General features: G+C 70.0%; 20 protein-coding genes. 13 read left to right on the top strand and 7 right to left on the bottom strand.

The features are described 5' to 3' along the window. The first annotated feature begins 93 nt into the window (after window positions 1-93). The 3 genes from DSX2_RS00275 (at window position 94) to DSX2_RS00265 (ending at window position 2,297) form a co-directional block, all read left to right on the top strand. Entirely contained in the window at window positions 94-1,245 is a 1,152-nt protein-coding gene (locus DSX2_RS00275; protein ID WP_020879010.1) for a PAS domain-containing protein, read from the top strand. Between the two features lie 10 nt (window positions 1,246-1,255). Then, a complete protein-coding gene (locus DSX2_RS00270) occupies window positions 1,256-1,543 on the top strand; it encodes an amphi-Trp domain-containing protein (RefSeq protein ID WP_020879009.1) in 288 nt (95 codons plus the stop codon). A gap of 112 nt (window positions 1,544-1,655) precedes the next feature. Further along, window positions 1,656-2,297: a response regulator transcription factor gene (locus tag DSX2_RS00265; protein WP_020879008.1), complete on the top strand. Its 642-nt coding sequence runs from the start codon at window positions 1,656-1,658 to the stop codon at window positions 2,295-2,297. 375 nt (window positions 2,298-2,672) lie between these two features. On the opposite strand, the gene speB is transcribed toward DSX2_RS00265, so the two are convergent. From speB to DSX2_RS00235, 6 genes are all read right to left on the bottom strand, one after another. Continuing rightward, on the bottom strand, window positions 2,673-3,536 hold the full coding sequence (gene speB / locus DSX2_RS00260) for an agmatinase (protein ID WP_020879007.1): 864 nt from the start codon (window positions 3,534-3,536) through the stop codon (window positions 2,673-2,675). Beyond that, a complete protein-coding gene (gene nspC / locus DSX2_RS00255; protein WP_020879006.1) occupies window positions 3,533-4,726 on the bottom strand; it encodes a carboxynorspermidine decarboxylase in 1,194 nt (397 codons plus the stop codon). Before nspC ends, speB begins: the two co-directional genes overlap by 4 nt. Beyond that, a complete protein-coding gene (locus DSX2_RS00250) occupies window positions 4,719-5,903 on the bottom strand; it encodes a saccharopine dehydrogenase family protein (RefSeq protein WP_020879005.1) in 1,185 nt (394 codons plus the stop codon). Before DSX2_RS00250 ends, nspC begins: the two co-directional genes overlap by 8 nt. Before the next feature lie 45 nt (window positions 5,904-5,948). Then, a complete protein-coding gene (gene speA, locus DSX2_RS00245; RefSeq protein ID WP_020879004.1) occupies window positions 5,949-7,868 on the bottom strand; it encodes a biosynthetic arginine decarboxylase in 1,920 nt (639 codons plus the stop codon). Between the two features lie 234 nt (window positions 7,869-8,102). Beyond that, window positions 8,103-9,164 (bottom strand): CCA tRNA nucleotidyltransferase, encoded by a 1,062-nt coding sequence (locus DSX2_RS00240; RefSeq protein ID WP_020879003.1) that lies wholly within the window; start codon window positions 9,162-9,164, stop codon window positions 8,103-8,105. A 157-nt stretch (window positions 9,165-9,321) separates the two neighbouring features. Continuing rightward, window positions 9,322-10,401 carry a HAMP domain-containing sensor histidine kinase gene (locus DSX2_RS00235; RefSeq protein WP_020879002.1) on the bottom strand — a complete coding sequence of 360 codons (1,080 nt, stop codon included), beginning with the start codon at window positions 10,399-10,401 and terminating at the stop codon, window positions 9,322-9,324. A gap of 475 nt (window positions 10,402-10,876) precedes the next feature. Between DSX2_RS00235 and DSX2_RS00230 the strand changes: the two genes are divergently transcribed. From DSX2_RS00230 to DSX2_RS00185, 10 genes are all read left to right on the top strand, one after another. Continuing rightward, window positions 10,877-12,004 (top strand): ABC transporter permease, encoded by a 1,128-nt coding sequence (locus DSX2_RS00230; protein ID WP_020879001.1) that lies wholly within the window; start codon window positions 10,877-10,879, stop codon window positions 12,002-12,004. Window positions 12,005-12,013: 9 nt separating this feature from the next. Continuing rightward, entirely contained in the window at window positions 12,014-12,838 is an 825-nt protein-coding gene (locus DSX2_RS00225; protein ID WP_020879000.1) for an ABC transporter ATP-binding protein, read from the top strand. Beyond that, window positions 12,838-13,845 carry an MlaD family protein gene (locus DSX2_RS00220; RefSeq protein WP_020878999.1) on the top strand — a complete coding sequence of 336 codons (1,008 nt, stop codon included), beginning with the start codon at window positions 12,838-12,840 and terminating at the stop codon, window positions 13,843-13,845. Before DSX2_RS00225 ends, DSX2_RS00220 begins: the two co-directional genes overlap by 1 nt. After that, window positions 13,842-14,495: an ABC-type transport auxiliary lipoprotein family protein gene (locus DSX2_RS00215; protein WP_020878998.1), complete on the top strand. Its 654-nt coding sequence runs from the start codon at window positions 13,842-13,844 to the stop codon at window positions 14,493-14,495. The genes DSX2_RS00220 and DSX2_RS00215 overlap by 4 nt, the downstream gene beginning before the upstream one ends. Window positions 14,496-14,615: 120 nt before the next feature. Then, window positions 14,616-14,993, top strand: a complete 378-nt coding sequence (locus DSX2_RS00210) for a carboxypeptidase-like regulatory domain-containing protein (RefSeq protein WP_020878997.1) — start codon at window positions 14,616-14,618, stop codon at window positions 14,991-14,993. 133 nt (window positions 14,994-15,126) lie between these two features. Beyond that, window positions 15,127-15,999, top strand: a complete 873-nt coding sequence (locus DSX2_RS00205; RefSeq protein WP_020878996.1) for a WcbI family polysaccharide biosynthesis putative acetyltransferase — start codon at window positions 15,127-15,129, stop codon at window positions 15,997-15,999. Further along, complete coding sequence (locus DSX2_RS00200) at window positions 15,996-17,015, top strand: glycosyltransferase (RefSeq protein WP_020878995.1); 1,020 nt, start codon at window positions 15,996-15,998, stop codon at window positions 17,013-17,015. The genes DSX2_RS00205 and DSX2_RS00200 overlap by 4 nt, the downstream gene beginning before the upstream one ends. Window positions 17,016-17,136: 121 nt before the next feature. Continuing rightward, on the top strand, window positions 17,137-17,601 hold the full coding sequence (locus DSX2_RS00195; RefSeq protein WP_020878994.1) for a hypothetical protein: 465 nt from the start codon (window positions 17,137-17,139) through the stop codon (window positions 17,599-17,601). A 12-nt stretch (window positions 17,602-17,613) separates the two neighbouring features. After that, window positions 17,614-18,690, top strand: a complete 1,077-nt coding sequence (locus tag DSX2_RS00190) for a formylglycine-generating enzyme family protein (RefSeq protein WP_020878993.1) — start codon at window positions 17,614-17,616, stop codon at window positions 18,688-18,690. 272 nt (window positions 18,691-18,962) lie between these two features. Further along, window positions 18,963-19,304 (top strand): BON domain-containing protein, encoded by a 342-nt coding sequence (locus DSX2_RS00185; protein WP_020878992.1) that lies wholly within the window; start codon window positions 18,963-18,965, stop codon window positions 19,302-19,304. Window positions 19,305-19,332: 28 nt separating this feature from the next. Here DSX2_RS00185 and DSX2_RS00180 read toward each other — a convergent pair whose 3' ends face one another. Continuing rightward, window positions 19,333-19,842, bottom strand: coding sequence for an HAD family hydrolase (locus DSX2_RS00180; RefSeq protein WP_020878991.1), 510 nt, complete (start codon window positions 19,840-19,842; stop codon window positions 19,333-19,335). Window positions 19,843-19,860: the final 18 nt, after the last annotated feature.

Genomic DNA, 19,860 nt, shown 5'->3' with positions numbered 1-19,860 from the left:
GACGCTGCGCACGCGCTTCCCCTCCCCGGCCCGGCCCGGCGGACGCGGCCAGCGCACGGCACCGCGCAACGAGACCTCGAGGAGGAGACGACCATGGCGCACGAGCAACGGCCCGGCACCGCCCACCGCTCTCCCCAGGCCCAGGCGCGGTCCGGCGCGGCGGAGGACGCAGCGCAAGGCGAGGCAGGCGCGGAGAAAGCGAACCTTCCGGGGCAGGCACGGCCCGAGGCATCCTCGATCCTCGCCCCGGACTGGAGCCCCTCCAGCGTGCTCGAGCAGGCGCAGCTGCCCTTTTGCGTGACCGCCCTGGACGGCCGCTTCCTCTACGCCAACCAGGCCTTCCGCGAACTCCTCGGCTGGGGCCCGGCCCAGATCCCGACCATGTTCTGGCCCGACGACGTCTGCCCCGGCCCCCTGGGCAGCGAGGCGGACGATCAGGAGGAGCAGCTCTGCGAGGAGGTGCTCCTCGGCGGCTCCTCCGTGCGCCAGCGTCTGCTGCTGCGCACCAGGGAGGGACGCCCCCTGAGCGTGGAGGCCGACCGCCACCTGGGCACGGACGAAACCGGACGGCCCGCCTATTTCTTCACCTTCCTGCACCTGCCCGCGGCCCGGACAGAGGACGCCGGGCCCCTCGAGGGCCGCCTGCAGGCGCCGCCGCTCCCCTCCTCTCCGGCCGCGCTGCCCCTGCAGGCCCGCCTCACGCTCTCGCGCATCCTGGGCGAGGGCGTGGGCACCCGACCGGGCAGGACCGGCGCCTCGCAGAGCGCCTTCGAGCGCGCCCTCGCCGCCCAGGGAGCCGAGGGCTGGACCACGGCCCCGCTCTGGGACGCCGCGCGCCTGGCCGAGTCCATGGACCACGGGCTGGCCCATCTCCTCGCGGAATTCGGGATACCCGAGGCGTCCCTGTCGGCCTCGGTGCTGGCGCAGTGCCTCCCAGTGCCCCAGGAGACCGCGCTCTTCCTCGACTTCATGGTCTTCGAGCTGCTCTACGGAGCCCTGCCCAAGTCCCACTCCAAGCTCAAGGCCGCGACCTTGCGCGTGGAGATATCGGACGGGCCCGACAACCGGTTGCGCCTATCGGCCAGAGACAACGGGCGGCTCTTCCGCAAGCTCAAGCTGCACGACAAGAAGGACACCCCTCTCTCCCGCATGGCCGAACGCATCATCGGGCTCGGCGGCTCGATCTTCCTCATCCGCAACGACGTCACCGAACTCAAGATAAGCCTTCCCAGGCAACCCGCATAAGGAGCAGGTCATGAGCAAGAGCAAGGTCAAGATCGACAGCGTCATGGAACTTTCCCGCGTCGTGGCCACCCTCGAGGACGTGCTGGCCTCCTTCAAGGCCGGCACCCTGCACGTCAGCCTCGGCGACGATGCAGTGACCCTCGTGCCGCCCACGGTGGTGGACTTTGAAATGGAACTCGAATCCAAGAAGGACAAGGCCAAGATCAATATCGAGATCAGCTGGCGCGCCGACAGGAAAGGCGCCGCGGCGTCCGACATGACCATCGCGACGCAGGAGCCCGGCATGAAGATCGGCTGAGGCGGACATTGCTCTTTATTTCACTTGAAGGAACAGGGGGAAGCGTATATAAGACAACTCGCGGAAGTAGTCTCGGCACAGCCGCACTTCTGCTGCCGCAAGAGGAGGATACATGCAGCCGTGCGCCCGGCTTCTGGTCGCAGACGACCACGCCATAGTCCGTGAAGGACTGTGCCGGTTGCTGGCCACGCACCCGGGCTTCTGCATCTGCGGCGAGGCGTCCGACGGACGCACGGCCGTGGAGAAGAGCGCGGAGCTCTCTCCCGACGTCGTGCTCATGGACATCGGGATGCCCGGCATGGACGGCATCGAGGCCACCTCGCGCATCAAGGATGCCTGCCCCGGGACGCGCATCCTCATCCTCACCGCCTACGAGGACAAGAACCTCGTCCGTCTGGCCCTCAAGGCCGGGGCAGACGGCTACCTGCTCAAGAACGCCGACCGCGACAAGCTGGCCCAGGCCATCAACGCCGTGCTCGACGAGGGCCGCTACTTCGAGCCGGACCTGCACATCACGCCGCTGCCGGACGACGGCGAGGACGAGGACGGCCAGTTCGCCGTGCTCACCCGCCGCGAAAAGGAGATCCTGGCCCTGGTCGCGGGCGGCCTCAAGAACCGCGAAATCTCCGACAAGCTCTGCATCAGCGTCAAGACCGTGGAGAAACACCGCGCCAACCTGATGAAGAAGCTCGACCTGCACTCCGTGGCCGAGCTCGTCTCGTTTGCCCTCAAGGCCGACTTCCTATTGCGTTGACCGGGCGCTGAAAACGCGCCGCCTGCGGCGTCGCTGCGAAAAAATCGCGCCCTCGCGTATGTGCAATACGCTTCGGGCGCGATTTTTTCTTGCTCCTTGCATCCGACACGCTTTGAGCCGCCTTGCGGGAGGAAATGGAGACTTGGTCTTCCGTTCGTGCGAGGGCGAGATTTTTTCGTGGTCCGAGCGCAGCGAGGGGCAGGAGAAAATCCCGCCCGCTTCGTTTTGCGGCCTGCCACGCCCAGAAGAAGCTTATCCGATCACCCGAAGCGACGCGTGCGAAAGGGGTCCAGGCTCAGCCTGGCGCAGGGAGGGTGCAGAGAGGGGGCGCGCAGCCCCCTCCCTGCCCGCCGGAGGCATCTTCTCCGTTCGCCCTTACCGGGCGGCGGCCAGATCCATGAGCGTGTAGGTCAGGTGGGCGGCGGCGAAGTCGGAGGCGTGGTCGTGCGGCCGGGGGGCCAGCTCGACCACGTCGCAGCCGACGAGCCTGCGGCCGGTGCAGGCGCGCTCCAGGGCCAGGATGGCCTCGCGCCAGGTGAGTCCGCCGGGCACGGGCGTGCCGGTGGCGGGCATGATGGAGGGGTCGAGGCCGTCCACGTCGAAGGTGACGTAGATGTCCTCGGGAAAGTCGGGCGGCAGGAGCGGGTCCGGGATGCCGCGCTCCCAGACGGCGCGTGCGTCGAGGTGGCGGATGCGGCCCGGGTGCGCGTCGCGGCAGTCGAGTTCCTCGACGCTCGGCACGCGCACGCCGATCTGGAAGATGGGAAGGCCGAGGTCCAGAGCGCGGCGCATGACGCAGGCGTGGGAGTACGGCGAGTCCTCGTAGGTGTCGCGCAGGTCGGCGTGGGCGTCGAACTGGATGAGGCCCACGGGTCGGTCGAGCTTTGCGCACGCGCGAAACGCCCCGAGCGAGACGGTGTGCTCGCCGCCGAGGAGCACGGGCACGGCGCCGAGCGCGAGGGCCTTTGCGGTCGCGGCCTCTATGCGGAAAAGCACGTCCTCGGGCGAGCCGGAGCAGTCTATGGCCGGGGCCGTGTATATGCCTCGGCTGCCGGGCAGGCGGCGGCCGACGTTGGCCTCGAGCTGGGCGCTGGCGGCGAGGATGGCGGCCGGGCCGTCCGCGGTTCCTCCGCCGTAGGAGACCGAGGCCTCGAAGGGGCAGGGGATGACGTGGAAGAAGGCCTGATCGGGCGCGCAGGCCGGGAACTCGTCGGCGTGGAAGAGGGGCTGGCCGCTCACGAGAGCCGTTCCTTGAAGTCCTGGTAGCCGAAGGTCCTGACCACGCGCGGGGAGTCGGAATCCGGCTCGCGCAGGCAGATGGCGGGCAGGTTGACGCCGTTGAAGGTGTTGTTCTTGACCATGGAGTAGATGGCCATGTCGCAGAAGACGAGGCGGTCGCCCACGCGCAGGGGGGCATCGAAGGAGTAGTCCCCGGCCACGTCGCCCGCGAGGCAGGAGAGCCCGCCCAGGCGGTAGGTGTGGGCCTTCTCGCCCGGCATCCCGGCGCCGATGATCTCCGGCCTGTAGGGCATCTCGATGACGTCCGGCATGTGGCAGGGCACGGCGGTGTCGAGGATGGCGATGGGCATGCCGCGCTCGACCACGTCCAGGACCTCGCTGACGAGGAAGCCCGCGTTCAGGGCCACGGCCTCGCCGGGTTCGAGGTAGACCTGCACGCCGTGGCGGGCCTTGAAGGCGTTGATCGTCTCGCAGAGCAGGTCGAGGTCGTAGTCCGGCCGGGTGATGTGATGCCCGCCGCCGAAATTGACGTAGGAGAGGCCGGGAATGAGGTCCGCGAAGCGTTCCTCGAAGGCGGCCAGGGTGCGGGCCAGGGCATCGGCGTTGTGCTGGCAGAGAGTGTGGAAGTGCAGGCCCGAGATGCCGCGCATGGGGTTGTCGCGGCCCGCGAACTCGGCGCGGTGGATGCCCAGCCGCGAGCAGGGGCCGCAGGGGTCGTAAATGGGCGTGTGGCCCTCGGAGTGCTCGGGATTCACGCGCAGGGCGACGTGCGGCGGATGCGCGGCCGCCTCGAGGATCGGGCGGAAGCGGTCGAGCTGGGCGAAGGAGTTGAAGACCACGTGGTCGGAGAGTTCGGCGAACTCCCGCACGTGCGCCTCGGTCATGCCCGCGGCGAAGGAGTGCACCTCGCCGCCGAACTCCTCGCGCGCGAGGCGCGCCTCGTGCGGGGAGCTGGCGCAGCAGCCGTCGAGCGCCCAGCGGATGTGCGGGAAGGCGGCGAAGGTCGCGAAGCCCTTGAGCGCGAGGAGGATCCTGCAGCCCGTGCGCCTGCGCACGGAATCGAGGATCTCCGCGTTCCTGCGGAGCAGGCCCGCGTCCACCACGTACGAGGGCGTGGGCACGCGGGCCGGGTCGAAGGCGAGCCCGGCGGACAGCGCCGCCGGGCTTCCCTTCGCGCTCCCGTCAGTCAAGGAAGGTCTCCTTCCAGGGCAGGCCGCGCCTGGCAAGCTCTTCCAGGAAGGGATCGGGATCGAACTGCTCCATGTTCCAGACGCCGGGCTTGTGCCAGATGCCCTTGACCATCATGGCCGCGCCGACCATGGCGGGCACGCCCGTGGTGTAGGAGATGGCCTGGGAGTTGGTCTCCCGGTAGGCCTCCTCGTGGTCGCAGATCTGGTAGATGTAGTAGCGCTTGGCCTTGCCGTCCTTGCCCTCGCCCGCGATCACGTTGCCGATGCAGGTGCGGCCCTTGGTCAGGGGGCCGAGCGAGCCCGGATCGGGCAGCACGGCCTTCAGAAACTGCAGGGGCACGATCTTCTGGCCGCGGAACTCGACCGGGTCGATGCGGGTCATGCCGATGTTCTCGAGCACGCTCAGGTGCTTCAGATAGTTCTCGCCGAACGTCATCCAGAAGCGGGCGCGCTTGATCTCCGGGAAGTGGCGGACGAGCGACTCCAGCTCCTCATGGTACATGAGGAAGCACTTGCGCTTGCCGATGCCCTCGGGGAAGTCGTAGGTCCAGGCCCAGGAGAGCGGGTCGGTCTCGACCCAGTCGCCGTGCTCGTAGTAGCGGCCGCGGGCCGTGACCTCGCGGATGTTGATCTCGGGGTTGAAGTTGGTGGCGAAGGCCTGCCCGTGGTCGCCCGCGTTGCAGTCGATGATGTCGAGCTGGTCCATGCGCGCGAAGTGGTGCTTCCTGGCGTAGGCCGTGAAGACGTTGGTCACGCCCGGGTCGAAGCCTGAACCGAGCAGCGCCATGAGGCCCGCCTTCTCGAAGCGGTCCTGGTAGGCCCACTGCCACTTGTACTCGAACTTGGCCACGTCGGGCGGCTCGTAGTTGGCGGTGTCCAGGTAGTCCACGCCGCACTCGAGGCAGGCGTCCATGATGGTCAGGTCCTGGTAGGGCAGGGCCACGTTGATGACGAGCTTCGGCTTGTAGTCCTTCAGCAGGGCCACGAGCTCGGGGACCTTGTCCGCGTCCACGCGGGCGGTGGACACGGGGCGCGGCAGCTCGGCCGCGATGGCGTCGCACTTCTCCTTGGTGCGCGAGGCGAGCATGAGCTCGGAGAAGATTTCCGGGGCCTGGGCGCACTTGTGGGCGACCACGCGGCCCACGCCTCCGGCGCCGATGATGAGCGTCTTGGACATGGGGGTGTCTCCTTTTCTCCCTGCCGCCGGGCGGTAAGGGGCGCGTTAGCGTTCGAAGTAGGTGTAGCCGCGCATGCCGTCCTCGAAGGCGCGCATGATCTCGCGGCGTTCGCGGGCCGAGATGAGGCCCTCGCGGACCGCCTTTTCCGCGGTCTCGCGGAACTTGGAGCTGAGCTTCTTGGGGTTGAACTCCACGTAGGAGAGCACGTCGCCCACGGCGTCGCCCTCGATCTCGCGCACGAAGTCGAAGCTGCCGTCCTCGTGGATGCGCAAGCTGACCACGTTGGTGTCGCCCATGAGGTTGTGCAGGTCGCCGAGCGTCTCCTGGTAGGCGCCCACGAGGAAGACTCCGAGGTAGTACTCCTCGCTGTCCTTCAGCTCGTGCACGGGCAGGGCCTTGGCCACGGCGTGCTGGTCGATGAAGCGGTCGATCTTGCCGTCGCAGTCGCAGGTGATGTCGGCCAGGATGGCGCGGCGCGTGGGCATCTCGTCCAGGCGGTGCACCGGCATGATGGGGAAGATGTGGCCGATGGCCCAGGAGTCGGGCACGGACTGGAAGACGCTCATGTTGGCGTAGTAGACGTCGGAGAGCGAATCTTCCAGGTCCTCGAGCTCGGGCGGCACCTGCTTCAGCTGTTTCAGGTGCAGCGCGGCCTGGATGACCATGTGCCAGAAGATGTTCTCGGCCAGGGCGCGCTGGCGCAGGGTGATGTGGCCGTGGCGGAAGAGCGCGCGCGTCTCGTCGCGGTAGTAGATGGCGTCGTTCAGGCTCTCCTGCACGTTGCGCACGGACATGGACTTGGCCGCCTCGTAGAGGTTCTCGATGATGGTCGGCGTGTCCTCGGGCAGGGCGGGCGGCAGGGGCAGGGCCTCGAAGCGGGCGGTGTCCAGGATGTTGAAGAGCAGGACCGAATAGTAGGCCACGAGGGCGCGGCCGGACTCGGTGATGATCACCGGGTGGTCCACGCCGCGCTCGTCCAGCGTCTGCATGACCGCCTCGACCACGTCGGCGCAGTACTCGTCCAGGGTGTAGTTGCGCGAGTTGGAGTAGTTGGTGTGCGAGCCGTCGTAGTCCACGGCCAGGCCGCCGCCGAGGTCGAGATAGCCCATGGTCGCGCCCTCGTCCACGAGCCCGGCGTAGACGCGGCAGGCCTCGTAGACCGCGGTGCGGATGTCGCGGATGTTGGGGATCTGCGAGCCCAGGTGGTAGTGCAGCAGGCGCAGGCAGTGCAGCTTGTCCCCGGCCTTCAGCCGGTCCACGACCTGCACGAGCTGGGCGGTGTCCAGGCCGAAGATGGAGCGGTCCCCGCCGGACTCGGTCCAGTGGCCGCCCGCCTTGGCCGCGAGCTTCATGCGCGCGCCGAGCAGCGGCTCGATGCCGAGCGCCTCGGAGCGCTCGAGGATGAGCTCGAGCTCGGAGGGCATCTCGAGGACGAAGAAGATGTTGTAGCCCATCTTGCGGGCGTACAGGCCGAGGTCGATGAACTCCTCGTCCTTGTAGCCGTTGCAGATCAGGCAGGCCTCGGGGTCGCGCAGCATGGAGAGCGCGGCGATGAGCTCGGCCTTGGAGCCGGCCTCGAGCCCGTGGTGGTACTTGCCGCCGTAGCGGGTGATCTCCTCGACCACCTGCTCCTGCTGGTTGACCTTGATGGGATAGACGCCGCGGAAGACGTTCTTGTACTCCAGGCGGTCCATGGCCGTGCGGAAGGACTCGTGCAGGAGCGAGATCTGCGAGTCGAGGATGTTCTCCACGCGCAGCAGCACCGGCATGTCCAGCCCGCGCTCGCGCAGCCCCTTGATGATCTTGGGGATGGAGACCCGGACCTTCTTGTTGTCCAGAAAGGGCGTGATGACGACGTGGCCGTCGCGGGCGACGTCGAAATAGCCCGCGCCCCAGTTGCGGATGTTGTAGAGCTCCGCCGACTGCTCGACGGTCCAGCGTTCCAGCGCGTCCTTCTTCACCATGTACCGCCCTCCAAGACCGCGTGAATCTTCGCGGAAATATACACTACCCAGCGGGGTTGTAAAACGCCGGGGACATGGCCGATAGGGCCTTGTGCCGCATTTGTAAAGTGAAAATTTGGCGACGCCCCTCCCGGGGCTCGCGCCCACGCCGCGCGCGGCCCCGCGGACGCGGCGCTGAACGCGCCGCCGGGGCCGCCCGGGGGCCGGGCCCGCTCTTCCGAGGCCGCCCTGCGGTCAGCCCTGCCGCGCGGCCAGGGCCTCGGCCCGCAGCCGGGCCAGAAGCTCGCCCGAGGCCTCGCCCCGATCCCGCATCGTGGGCGGCAGGCGCACGGAGAGGACCGTCTTCAGGTCCGCGCGCGCCCTCTCGGCCGGAAAGCCCGGACAGAGGGCCGCGGCCGCGGCCAGGGCCTGGTCCGTGAGCTTCAGGACGTGCAGGCGGTGCAGCGCCGCGGCCTTGTCGCCCGGAGAAAGGTCCTGGTAGGCGAGAAGCTGCGCCAGCTCCTGCGTCGCCGCCAGGGCGGCCCTGCGCCAGGGCACGGGCAGGCGCAGCCGCTCGACCAGAGCCTCGGCCCCGGCCGCGTCGAGCACGCTGCACAGCGCCATGAAGACCGCCTGGGCACCGGATTCCCCGACCGGGGCTCCTGCCTGGGATTCGGCCTGGGATTCGGCCAGAAATTCGGCCGTCGCCTGGGCGCGCGCTCCGGCCTCGGCGGCCGTCTCCGGCGAAGCCAGCTCCGCGAACCAGGGGGCCAGGCAGCCCGCCTCGGCCAGGAGCGCCATGAAACGGCCCGGTGCCGGGCAGGCGCAGGCCTTGCGCAGCTCCATCCCCGCGCGCTCCGCCGCTGGCTCGGCCAGGTGCGGCCGGGCCAGGCGCATGGCCGCGATCAGCTCCGGGGCCGCGGCAAAGTCCGGAAAGCAGGCCGCGAAACGGGCAGCGCGCAGCACGCGCAGGGGATCGGCCAGGAAGTTCGCGGCGGCCACGGGCCGAAGCATCCTGTCCCTGATGTCGGCCAGGGCCCGCGGGTGGGCAAAAAGCCGCCCGTCCCCGCCGCGGGCCAGGGCGTTCACCGTCAGGTCGCGGACCGCGAGGTCGGCCGCGATGTCCGCCGCGTCCGAGAGGGTGTACTCCTCGCCGCGCCAGATCCAGGTGATGCCCTTGCGCCCCACCTGCCGAGCGCCGGGAAAGCGCGCGAGAAACTCCCCCTCGCCCGCGCCGAGCACGACCCAGTCGCGGTCCGCGCCCGCGCGGCCCATGATTTCGTCGCGCACCGCGCCGCCCACGAGATAGAGCTCCATGCCGCCTCCGGTCCGCGAGCATACGGCAAAGCCGCCGCGAAGGCCACGCCGGAGAAAACGGGGGCGATCAGCCATGCATCCGGCCGACCGATGGGAAAGCCCGGGCGGCAGCGCAATCTGCCGCCGGGACGACGGATCGCCCTTTTCCGGCGGACTGCTAGAGGGTGCAGGAGGAGACGCGCATGGGCACGAGGAGGTGGAACGAGCTGCCCGAGCCCGGCTCGCTCTCGCACCAGACGCGGCCGCCCATGCCCTCGGCCTGGCTGCGCGCCAGGGCGAGGCCGAGCCCCATGCCGCTGTTCCTCTTGGTCAGCACGTCCTCGCCCAGGGCGAAGGGCTCGAAGACCTGCTCCTGCTTCTCGGGCGGGATGCCCGGGCCGCTGTCGCGCACCACGGCCAGCAGGTTGACCCCGCCCAGGAACTGGCCGGGCAGGGCCGAGACGACGAGGGCCACCTCCCCCCGCTCGGTGAAGCGCACGGCGTTGTCCAGGAGGTGGTGCAGGATCTCCGAAAGATGGCGGGCGTCGCCCCGCAGCATGGCGGGCAGGTCCCCGTCCAGCTGCATGCAAAAGGAGAGCCCCTTGTCGGCGCAGCGCGCGGCCATGCCCCCGGCGATGCCGGAGAAGAAGGGGGCGGGCTCGAAGTCCGAGACTCCGGAGCGCGGCGGGCTCGCGGCCACGTGGGCCATGTCGAGGAGGCGGCCGATCGTCTCCTGGAGCTGGCGGGCCGCCTGCTGGGCCATGTCGAGGTAGCCCGCGGTCTCCGAGGGCTCCTCCGCGAAGGTGGCGAGCTGCAGCATGCCCACCAGCCCGTGCAGGGGCGTGCGCAGCTCGTGGCTGGCATTGGCCAGGAACTGGTCGCGCGCCTTGCGCACGCGGCGGCTGGTGGCGCGCGCCTCGGCCAGGGAGGCCCGGGCGCGGTGCGGGGCGTCCGCGTCCACGCAGGTCCCGGCCACGATCTGCGGAGCCCCGTCCAGGCTCGGCACGCTCTCGCCGAAGCAGCGCACCCAGTGCGGCGATCCGTTCTCCATCAGGAAGCGGAACTCGGCGTCGAAGGCCGGGGTCCTGCCCTGCAGGTGCGAGCGCAGCCGCTCCATGACCATGCCCCTGTCGGCCGGATGCACGCGGGCGGAAAAATCCCCGAGGGTGGCCAGGCGTTGCGCTGCTTCGTCGCCGAAGACCTCGGTCATGCCGGGGCCGAAATTCAGGCGGCCGCTGCCGACGTCGAGTTCCCACATGGCGAACTGACCGGCCCGGACGGCGGCAGACAGCTGTCGGCTCTGCCGCGGACAGCCGTTGCACCCTTCGCAGGTCTTCCCGCTCGGGCATTCCGCCATCGTCACGTCGGGCTTTCCGGCCGGACGTCGTCCGCCGCTGCCGCCCTGATCGGCCATACGCCTCCCGCGCCGCCGCCTCCCGCGCGACGGCTTGCCGCATTTTTCAAATCATACCCTGGCAGGTAAGAAAAAACAACTCGCCCCGGAGCGGCGAAGGGCCTCAATTCCTTCCGATTATCCCTTTTCCTCCACCAGCCAGATGGTGACGACTGAACACCATTCAAAGAACTTTGTAAACCGCCTTTCCGGCCCTTTTGCCTCTCCTCCACCTTGCCCCTCGCCCCGGTTGCATGTACCAGAAACCATGCGGCATATTCCCGCGCCCCCTTCCACCCCAGGCGTTCCCGGCAGCCCGCCCCGGGAGACGCCGCCGAGCGTGTCCGTCGAGCCCGCGGACGGCATGTCCGCAGGCTCTGCGGACGGCGGGCGCGTCGTGCTGCGCGGCGCCTGGACCGTCCAGTGGCTCGCCGCGGCCGCCGCCGGGCTCGAGAGCCTGGACTGCAGGGGGCGGACGCGCTTCGACGTCTCCGGCGTCACGGTCATGGACTCCGCCGGGGCCTGGGCCGTGGAGCGCGCGCGCAGGGCCCTGCGCACGAAAGGCTGCGAGGTCGAGTTCAGCGGGGCGTCAGAAGAGCAGGAGCTGCTCCTGGCCCACGTGGCCGCCTTCACGCCGGAGCTGCCGTTGCCAGCGGGACCGCGCCTCTATTTCCTGGAGATGCTGAACCGCATGGGCGCGGGCCTCATCCGAGTCACGAGCCATACGCTGCGCCAGATCGGCTTCACCGGCATGGCGCTCGCCTGCGCGGCGCGCACCCTCTTCCGGCCCGCGCGGCTGCGCCTGACCTCGGCCGTTCACCACATGGAGGCCGTGGGCATAGACGCCGTGCCCATCGTGGCCCTGCTCTCCTTCCTCATCGGCACGGTCATGGTCTTCGTGGCCGTGCAGCAGCTCGCCCGCTTCGGCGCGGAGCTCTACACCATCAACATGCTGGAGGTGGCCGTATACCGAGAGATGGCCCCCCTGCTCACGGCCATCATCGTGGCCGGCCGCTCGGGCAGCGCCTTCACCGCGCAGATCGGGGCCATGGTGGTCAACGAGGAGGTGGACGCCATGCGCTCCATGGGGCTCGACCCCCTGGAGATGCTCGTCCTGCCGCGCCTGCTGGCCCTGGTCCTCATGGTCCCGCTGCTGACCTTCATCGCGGACATGCTCGGCGTGCTGGGCGGCGGGCTCATGTGCTGGTCGTCCATCGGCATCGCCCCGGCCGCGTTCCTCGAGCGCTTCCAGAGCCTGCCCTGGCCGTGGCACTTCCGCGTGGGCCTCATCAAGGCCCCCTTCTTCGCCGTGATCATCGGCGCCATCGGCTGCTTCGAGGGCTTCGAGGTGCAGGGTTCCTCCGCCTCGGTGGGCGAGCGCACCACGCGCTCCGTGGTCGAGGCCATCTTCTGGGTCATCGTCCTGGACGCGGCCTTCGCCGCGTTCTTCAGCATCCTGGGCTACTGAGGAGGGGACGTGGACGGACACCGGCCGGTCATCGAGGTCAAGGGCGTGACCAACCGCTTCGGGCGGCAGGTGGTGCACGAGAATCTCGACCTCGCGGTCCTGCCCGGCGAGATCCTCGGCGTGATCGGCGGCTCGGGCGCGGGCAAGTCCGTGCTGCTGCAGACGATCATCGGGCTGCGCCGCCCCCAGGCGGGCACGGTGCGCGTGCTGGGGCACGAGGTGCACGACGCCTCGGCGCGCGAGCTCCACTCCCTGGAGCGGCGCTGGGGCGTCCTCTTCCAGGACGGCGCCCTCTTCTCCTCCCTGACCGTGACCCAGAACGTGCAGACCGCCATGCGCGAGCACCTGCGCCTGCCGCAGCGGCTCATGGACGAGCTGGCGGCCATGAAGCTGGCCATGGTCGGCCTGCCGCCCGAGGCCGGGTGCAAGTACCCCTCCGAGCTCTCCGGCGGCATGCGCAAGCGCGCCGGGCTCGCCCGGGCCCTGGCCCTGGACCCGGACATCCTCTTCCTGGACGAGCCCACCTCCGGGCTCGACCCCATCGGCGCCGCGGGCTTCGACCAGCTCGTCCTGAACCTGCACCGCACGCTGCGCCCCACGGTCTTCATGGTCACCCACGACCTCGACTCCCTGTACACGGTCTGCGACCGGGTGGCCGTGCTTGCGGAGCGGCGCATATGTGCTATTGGAACATTGGAGGAGATTCTTCGCGTGGACGAGCCCTGGATCAAGACATACTTCCTCGGTCCCCGCGGCCGCGCCGCGGCCGCCTGCCACGACACGCCCGGGGCTGAGGCGCCGGGCCCCGCCCCGGCCGGACAGGGAGCCGCCTGATGGAGATCCGGGCGCGCTACGTGGCCGTGGGACTGTTCACCCTGCTCGTGATCCTCGCCGGCTTCGGCTACGTCTGGTGGAAGGCCAAGGCGCAGCTCGAACGCAACACGGCGCTCTACGACATCTACTTCGAGGCCCCGGTCTCGGGCCTCGCGCCCGCGAGCGACGTGCAGTTCAACGGCATCAAGGTCGGCCAGGTGAAGGAGATCGCCGTGGTCCCGGACGATCCCTCCAAGGTCCGGGTGCGCGTGGACATCCGCCAGGACACCCCGATTCGCGAGGATTCCGTGGCCAAGCTCGAGCCCAAGGGCATCACCGGCGTGACCTTCGTCCAGATCCTCGGCGGAGCGAACCACAGCCCGCCGCTGCGCGCCAAGCCCGGCCAGGAGGTCCCGGTCATCCCCTCGCAGCGCTCCGAGCTCGCCGAGCTCGTGGCCTCGGCGCCCGAGGTCCTGAACCGGGCCATCGTGCTCCTGAACAACCTGAACGAGGTCCTGAGCCCCGAGAACCGCAAGGCCCTGACCCAGATCATCGGCAACGTGCGCGACGTGACCGCCACGGTGGCGAACAGGCGGGGGGAGATCGACCGCACCCTGGCGGACGCCGGGGCCGCGGCCAGGAACATCGCCGAGGTCTCGGGCCGCATGCGCTCCATGGCCGACCGCATGGACGTCATCCTGGGCCGGGCGCAGACCGCCTTCGACAAGGCCGACACGGCCATGAGCGCGGCCCGCGACACCTTCGCCCGGGCCGACGTGTTCATCGACAAGGATCTCGCCCAGGCCGCGGCCTCGTTCCGCACCCTGGCCGACGACCTCGACCGCGCGGTCAAGGAATCCTCGCCCGGCGTGGCCGCCTTCTCCAACGAAGGGCTGGCCAACCTGAACCGGCTGCTGCGCGAGGCCTCGGCCCTGGCGGCCAGCCTGGAGCGGCTGTCCGAGCGCGTGGAGTCCAACCCGCAATCCTTCCTGTTCGGCAACCGCCTGCCCGAGGAGCCCGTGAAATGAGCCCCGCCCGCAGCCTGAAGATCCTCGCCCGCGTCCTGGCGCCCGCGACCGCGCTCGCCGCCCTGCTCGTCCTCGCGGCCTGCTCGGGGCTGCCCGGCAACGGCCCGGCCCCGGACATCTACACCCTCTCGCCCAAGTCCACCTTCGAGGCCCAGGCGCCCAGGGTGGACAGCCAGCTCGCCCTGGCCATGCCCACGACCAGCCGGGCGCTGGACACGGACCGCATCGCCCTGCGCCCCGAGCCCCTGGAGTACCGCTACTACAAGGGCGTGCGCTGGACAGGCCACCTGCCCGCCATGGTCCAGACCCTGCTCCTCGAGTCCTTCGAGAACACCGGCCTGATCACGGCGGTGGGGCGCGACTCCAGCATCCTGCGCGCCGACTACCTGCTGCTCGCGGACATCCGGGAATTCCAGATCGACGACTTCGGCCCGTCCGCGCCGCGCGCCAACGTGCGCATCGTGCTCAAGCTGGTCCGCCAGCCCGCGTCGCGCATCGTGGACTCGCGGTCCTTCGAGGCCGAGGTGCCGTTCACGCGAAACGGCATGACCGGCATCGTGGGGGGCTTCGACCAGGCCCTGGGCAAGGTGCTCAAGAAGGGCGTGCCCTGGGCGCTCGAGAACATCGCCCAGGACGCCGCGGCCAGATAGGCCGGGGGGCTGTCCGGGGACATTCCGCCGTGCTGCCCGGCGAGGCTCGTCCCGGGCCGATCGCCGACCCCATTTACTGCGGAATGCGGCAATGATAGGGGCGGCCGAACCGGAGGTCCCATGCGTCAGTCCCCTGTGCGCGTCCGCATTCCCGCCCCCTTTTCCGGGCTCGTCCTGCTGCTCGCCGCCGCCTGCCTGTGCGCGCTGCTCTCCCCGCTCCTGTCCCCGAGCCCCGCGCTCGCCCAGCAGTCTGCGTCCGTCTCGGGCCAGATCACCCTGCCCTCGGGCGATTCCGTGATCGGTGCCATCGTGGAGCTGAGCCTGAACGGCACCACCGTTGACACGGACGTGACCGGCTTCGACGGCGGCTACGCCTTCTCGGGCCTCAAGCCCGCCTCGGGCTACGAGATCATGGTGACCATGGAGACCCATTCACTGCGCAGCCACGTCTTCGACCTCGCCGCGGGGCAGAAGCTGAACCTCGACCTGTCCTTCTAGTGTGACGTCCGCAGGATACGCCTAGCCGTATCCTGCGGAGGATCGCTGCGCCGACGGCCTGCCGACGGCCTGCCCGCGGGCGCCTGTGCGGCGCCCGCTTGGCCCGGGCCGCGCCTCGTGCTAGCAAGGGGGCGTGCAGACCTGCCTGATCCACGCCAACTGCCAGGGCGAGCCCCTGGCGCGCCTGCTCCTGGCGCAGCCCGGCTTCGCCGCGCGCCATCGCTGCGGCGTGGTCCTGAACTACACGCGCGAGGAGGTCCCGGCCGAGGCGCTCTCCACCTGCGGGCTGTTCCTCTACCAGCACCTCGGCCCCGAGTGGGGCGAGCTCTCCTCCGCCGCGCTCCTCTCCAGGCTCCCTCCCGGCGCGACCAGCCTGTGCATCCCGAACCTCTTCTTCAAGGGCTACTGGCCGCTGTGGACCTCGGCCCCGGACTTCGACTACTCGGACGTGCTGCTCGACGCCCTTCTCGAGCGCGGCCTCTCCCGCGCCCAGGTCCTGCACCTCTACCTGCGCACCGATCCGGCCAAATACTGCGACCTCGACGCCCTCGCCGCCGCGTCCCTCGAGCACGAGCGGCGCAAGGAGGCGCACACGCCCATCAAGTACGTGGACCTGATCCTGTGCCGGTACAGGAAGGAACATCTCTTCTTCACCGTGAACCACCCGAAAAAGGCTCTGCTGCGCCATGTGGCGGACGGCGTGCTCGCCCACCTGGGGCTGCCGCCCCTCTCCGACGCCGAGGCCGCGACCGTGCCCGAGGAGCTCGGGGAGATCGAGCTGCCCGTGCATCCGGCCGTGGCCAGCCGCTTCGGCCTCTCCTTCGCCGCGCCGGACAGGCTGTGGGAGGTCTACGGCAGGAAGATGGACTTCGCGGAGTACGCGGGCCACTACGTGGACTGCAAGCTCATCGGGGAGAAGGATTTCATCGGCTACCTGCGGGTCATGGCCCTGCGGGCCGCGCGCAGCGAGGAGAATACCCGGCACACGGGCGGGGAGGACGCATGAGGAACGTGGCCTGGATCGGCGGGCTGGCCTTCAAGGACCACATGCCCGAGTTCGGCTGGCGGCCGCTGCACGTGCCGCTCCGGCCCGGCGTGCCGCTGTGCTGGGAGGAGATCAGGGCCGCGGCGGGCGAGGAGCCCGAGGCCCTGGTCTACGTGGATCGCTCGGCCGCGCTGCCCATGGTGGGCGTGGAGAGCTTCCCCTGCCCCACCTGCTTCTTCTGCATCGACAGCCACATCCACGCCTGGTACCCGGCCTGGGCCCAGGCCTTCGACGCCTGCGCCGTGAGCCTGAAGGACCACATCCCGGCCTTCGCCTCCCGCCTCGCGCCAGACCGCCTGGTCTGGCTGCCGCCTTTCGCCAAGGACACGGACCGCCCGCCCGAGAGCCCGCCCGAGCCCGAATGGGACCTGCTCTTCGTGGGCACCGTGGACCCGGAGACCACGCCCGGCCGCGTGCGCTTCCTCGACGAGCTGGGCAGGCTCTTCCCGGGCCTTGCGGTCATGCGCGGCGACTACCGCGGACTTTTCCCCAAGGCCAAGCTGGTGCTCAACGTGGCCGAGCGCGGGGACCTCAACTACCGCGTGCCCGAGGCCCTGGCCTGCGGGGCCTGCCTGCTGACCCCGGCCATCGCCAACGGCCAGGAGGAGCTGTTCCGGGACGGCGAGCACCTCTTCACCTATCCGCAGGGCGACGCCGCGGCCGTGGCCGCCCTGGCCCGCCGCCTGCTGGCCGAGCCCGAGCGCCGCGCCCGCGTGGCCGCGGCGGGACGGGCCGAGGTCGAGGCGCACCACCGCATGCGCCACCGTGCCCGCACCATGGCCACGCTCCTCGACTCCCTCGCCGCCGCAGGCGACGCGTCCCGGCGCCTTGCCCGCGCTGAGGAAATCCGCGCGACGCATCTCAGGCGGATCCTCCTGCACTGGGCCGAGGCCAGCGAGAATCCCGAGGCCCGGGGGCGGTATCTGGCCGCTGCCCGCGGCCTGCCCTGTCCGCCGCCCACGCCAGGCCTTTTTTGACGCCGCTCTGGATTCCGGCACGAAAATACTGTAAAAGGTTACAGGAATCTGCTTCCGGCCATCCGGATTCGCCCACGGGACAAGGCCACGAAATTTGGCCACCTGGACTCGGAACGAGGACATGCAGGGAAGAACGCCGAGCAACACGTGCCCCCATTGCGGCAGCCGGGAATTCTGGCCCTCGCGCAAGCGCGTGGCCGAATCGCTCTTCGGTCCGCTGCTGCCCTACCGTCCCTTCCGCTGCCGCGCCTGCCTCAAGCGCTATCTCGTGGCCAAGACGTGGTTCCTGCCCGTGGCGGGTGTCTTCCTTCTCGCCGTGGGCCTCGCCGTGGCCGCCTATTTCCTGGGCTTTCGGCCTGTCTCGCTCTTCTCCGCGTCCGACGCGCCCGGCCGGCCGGCCGTGGAGACGGCCGCGAACTCCCAGGCGGGGCAGCAGGCGGCGCAGTCCGCTCCCCCGGCCCCGCCCGCTCCCGCTTCCGCGGCGGCGACAGGGAACGTCCCGCCCTCCGCCCAGGACCAGGCCGGTCCGCACAGCGTCTTCTTCCGCCTGCATCTCAACATCCCGCCGCGCGCGGGGAAAGGCTAGGCCGACCGACCCATGCGCAGCGACGCGCCGCTTTTCAGCCAGCCCTCCCGCCGCCGAAGCGCGCGTCCCTTCCTGCTCACGGCCCTGGCCTGCCTCCTGGCCGCGCTCGTGCTGCGCCCGGCCCCGGCCGGAGCGGCCGCGACGCTCAACCTGGCCACAGCGCAGGACGGGCAGCGGGTCGTGCTGACCTACGACCTCGCCTCGACCACGCCCACGGCCCACGTGGGCCTGCTCCTGCGCCTGGGCGAAAAGCTCCTCGACCCGCGCGCCCTGCACCTCTCTGGAGACCTGGGCACGGTTACGGCCGGGCCCGGCAAGCGCATCGTCTGGGAGGCGGGCGAGGATTTTCCGGGCGGCCTGGCGGGCGCCGTGGACGGCGAGCTCGTGGCCGTGGAGCTTCAACCCGAGCCGGTGAGCGGCCTGACCTTCATCCCCCTGGACGGACGCTGCTTCGACATGGGCTGCGGCCCCTGGAACCCGGTCTGCGAACCGGACGAGCAGCCGGTCTTTCCCGCCTGCCCGGGCGCCTACGCCATCTCCACCACGCCGGTGAACAACGCGGCCTTCGCCGCCTTCCTGAACGCCACGGGCCGCGGCGGGGACTTTCCGGGCCTGTCGCACGCGGACGGGAGCTACGCCCCGCTGCCGGACGCGGCCACGGCCCCGGCCAGCGGGGTCAGCCGCGAGGACGCCCGGGCCTACGCCGCCTGGCTCTCCGCGAAGACCGGCGCGCACTACGCCCTGCCGAGCGAGGCGCAGTGGGAGAACGCCTGCCGCAGCGGCGGCCGCCTCTTCCCCTTCTCCACGCCGGACGGCCGCATGTCCGGCAACCTGGAGGCGCCTGTCCAGGCCTCGTCCGGCCCCAACCTGCTGGGCCTCGAGAACATGTCCGGCGGCGTCTGGGAATGGACCGACGACACCTACGCCCCCTACCCCCTGCACGCGGGGCAGCAGGCCGAAGGGCCCGGCGTGCTGCGCGGCGGCCGCCTGGGCAGCCCGCTGCGCAACGCCCGCTGCGTGAACCGCTACGAGCGCGACGCGCAGGCGCGCGACCCGAGCTCCGGCTTCCGCCTCGTGCGCCTGCAGTAGCCCAGGGACTCCTCCCTCTCCCTCGAATCCGATTTCTCCGCGCATCCGGTTTTCCCGGAGCATCGCGCGCGGCCGCGCATGACGTCTCTTTTCTCGTGCGTCACGCCATGTTCGGGACGTATTTCCCGCGCAGCAGCAAAGCAGAAAAACGCAGCCTTCGTGTTGACAGCTGGTGCCGCTACGGTAATATCCCCGCTAGGCTCTGGAATCCCCTCATATTCCAAAACCTGTTACAACCACTTGCGATGCTATCGCAAAAGGAGCGTGCAGCCATGCCGACACTGAAGCAGATCATGAAGGCGTTCGCATGCCTCGCCCTGCTGTCCCTGGCCTTCGGGTGCTCGGGCAACGAGAAGAAGGAGATGGCGAGCAAGGAGAAGTCCACCGAGCAGTACGTGGACGACGCGACCATCACGACCAAGGTCAAGGCCGCCATCCTGCAGGATTCCATGCTCAACTCCATGCAGATCAGCGTGGACACGAACCAGGGCGTGGTCACCCTGAGCGGCACGGTCAACAACCAGGACATGGTGACCGAGGCAGGCAAGGTGACGGCGGCGGTGACCGGCGTGAAGAAGGTGGAAAACAACCTGACCGTGAAGCCTGCGCAGTAGCGCAGGGCTGAGCGGAAGCGGCTAGCGGCTAGCGGCGCAGCGTGGCGGCCAGGCGCAGGGGACGCAGCAGGAGGTCCAGGCCGTCACGCACGTCGCGCACGACCACGCTCGCTGCCGCAAGGACCGCCGAGGCCGCTCCCTCTCGGCCGATCACGGCCACTCCCAGGGCGGCCGCGCGCAGCATGGCCGTGTCGTTGGCCCCGTTGCCCACGGCCGCGCAGCGCGCGGCGCCCAGCACCGTGACGTAGCGCAGCTTGGCTTCTTCCTGCTCGGTCGGCGTGACCAGGGCCAGGCGCACGGGGAGACCGGCCAGCCTGTCGGCGGCGCTGCCGTGCGTGTCCGCGGTCAGGACGTGGACCGTGAGCAGGCCCGCCAGGACGCGCATGCGCTCGGCCACGCCCTCGAGCAGCTCGCCGTCCAGGGCCAGGGTGCCGTTGTAGTCGAGGACCAGGTGGGAAAGCTCGAGGCGCCCGACGCCCGGCACCTCGATGCACAGGGGCTTGCGGTCCGAGGGCGGCGTGGTTTCCGGGGGAGGCATGGCCGGGCCCTGCTCGCG

This window comes from Desulfovibrio sp. X2, assembly GCF_000422205.1.
Lineage (GTDB): Bacteria > Desulfobacterota > Desulfovibrionia > Desulfovibrionales > Desulfovibrionaceae > Alkalidesulfovibrio.
Note: the sequence above shows the minus strand (reverse complement) of the source record. Positions and strands in the feature narration are given on the sequence as shown.

Excerpts from the sequence above, each read along its gene's own strand:
- DSX2_RS00200 (WP_020878995.1), top strand. The coding sequence starts at position 15,996 with ATGAGGAACGTGGCCTGGATCGGCGGGCTGGCCTTCAAGGACCACATG.
- DSX2_RS00275 (WP_020879010.1), top strand. The coding sequence starts at position 94 with ATGGCGCACGAGCAACGGCCCGGCACCGCCCACCGCTCTCCCCAGGCC.
- DSX2_RS00270 (WP_020879009.1), top strand. The coding sequence starts at position 1,256 with ATGAGCAAGAGCAAGGTCAAGATCGACAGCGTCATGGAACTTTCCCGC.
- DSX2_RS00215 (WP_020878998.1), top strand. The coding sequence starts at position 13,842 with ATGAGCCCCGCCCGCAGCCTGAAGATCCTCGCCCGCGTCCTGGCGCCC.
- DSX2_RS00210 (WP_020878997.1), top strand. The coding sequence starts at position 14,616 with ATGCGTCAGTCCCCTGTGCGCGTCCGCATTCCCGCCCCCTTTTCCGGG.
- DSX2_RS00265 (WP_020879008.1), top strand. The coding sequence starts at position 1,656 with ATGCAGCCGTGCGCCCGGCTTCTGGTCGCAGACGACCACGCCATAGTC.
- DSX2_RS00235 (WP_020879002.1), bottom strand. The coding sequence starts at position 10,401 with ATGTGGGAACTCGACGTCGGCAGCGGCCGCCTGAATTTCGGCCCCGGC.
- DSX2_RS00195 (WP_020878994.1), top strand. The coding sequence starts at position 17,137 with ATGCAGGGAAGAACGCCGAGCAACACGTGCCCCCATTGCGGCAGCCGG.
- DSX2_RS00185 (WP_020878992.1), top strand. The coding sequence starts at position 18,963 with ATGCCGACACTGAAGCAGATCATGAAGGCGTTCGCATGCCTCGCCCTG.
- DSX2_RS00220 (WP_020878999.1), top strand. The coding sequence starts at position 12,838 with ATGGAGATCCGGGCGCGCTACGTGGCCGTGGGACTGTTCACCCTGCTC.
- DSX2_RS00240 (WP_020879003.1), bottom strand. The coding sequence starts at position 9,164 with ATGGAGCTCTATCTCGTGGGCGGCGCGGTGCGCGACGAAATCATGGGC.
- DSX2_RS00190 (WP_020878993.1), top strand. The coding sequence starts at position 17,614 with ATGCGCAGCGACGCGCCGCTTTTCAGCCAGCCCTCCCGCCGCCGAAGC.
- speA (WP_020879004.1), bottom strand. The coding sequence starts at position 7,868 with ATGGTGAAGAAGGACGCGCTGGAACGCTGGACCGTCGAGCAGTCGGCG.
- DSX2_RS00180 (WP_020878991.1), bottom strand. The coding sequence starts at position 19,842 with ATGCCTCCCCCGGAAACCACGCCGCCCTCGGACCGCAAGCCCCTGTGC.
- DSX2_RS00250 (WP_020879005.1), bottom strand. The coding sequence starts at position 5,903 with ATGTCCAAGACGCTCATCATCGGCGCCGGAGGCGTGGGCCGCGTGGTC.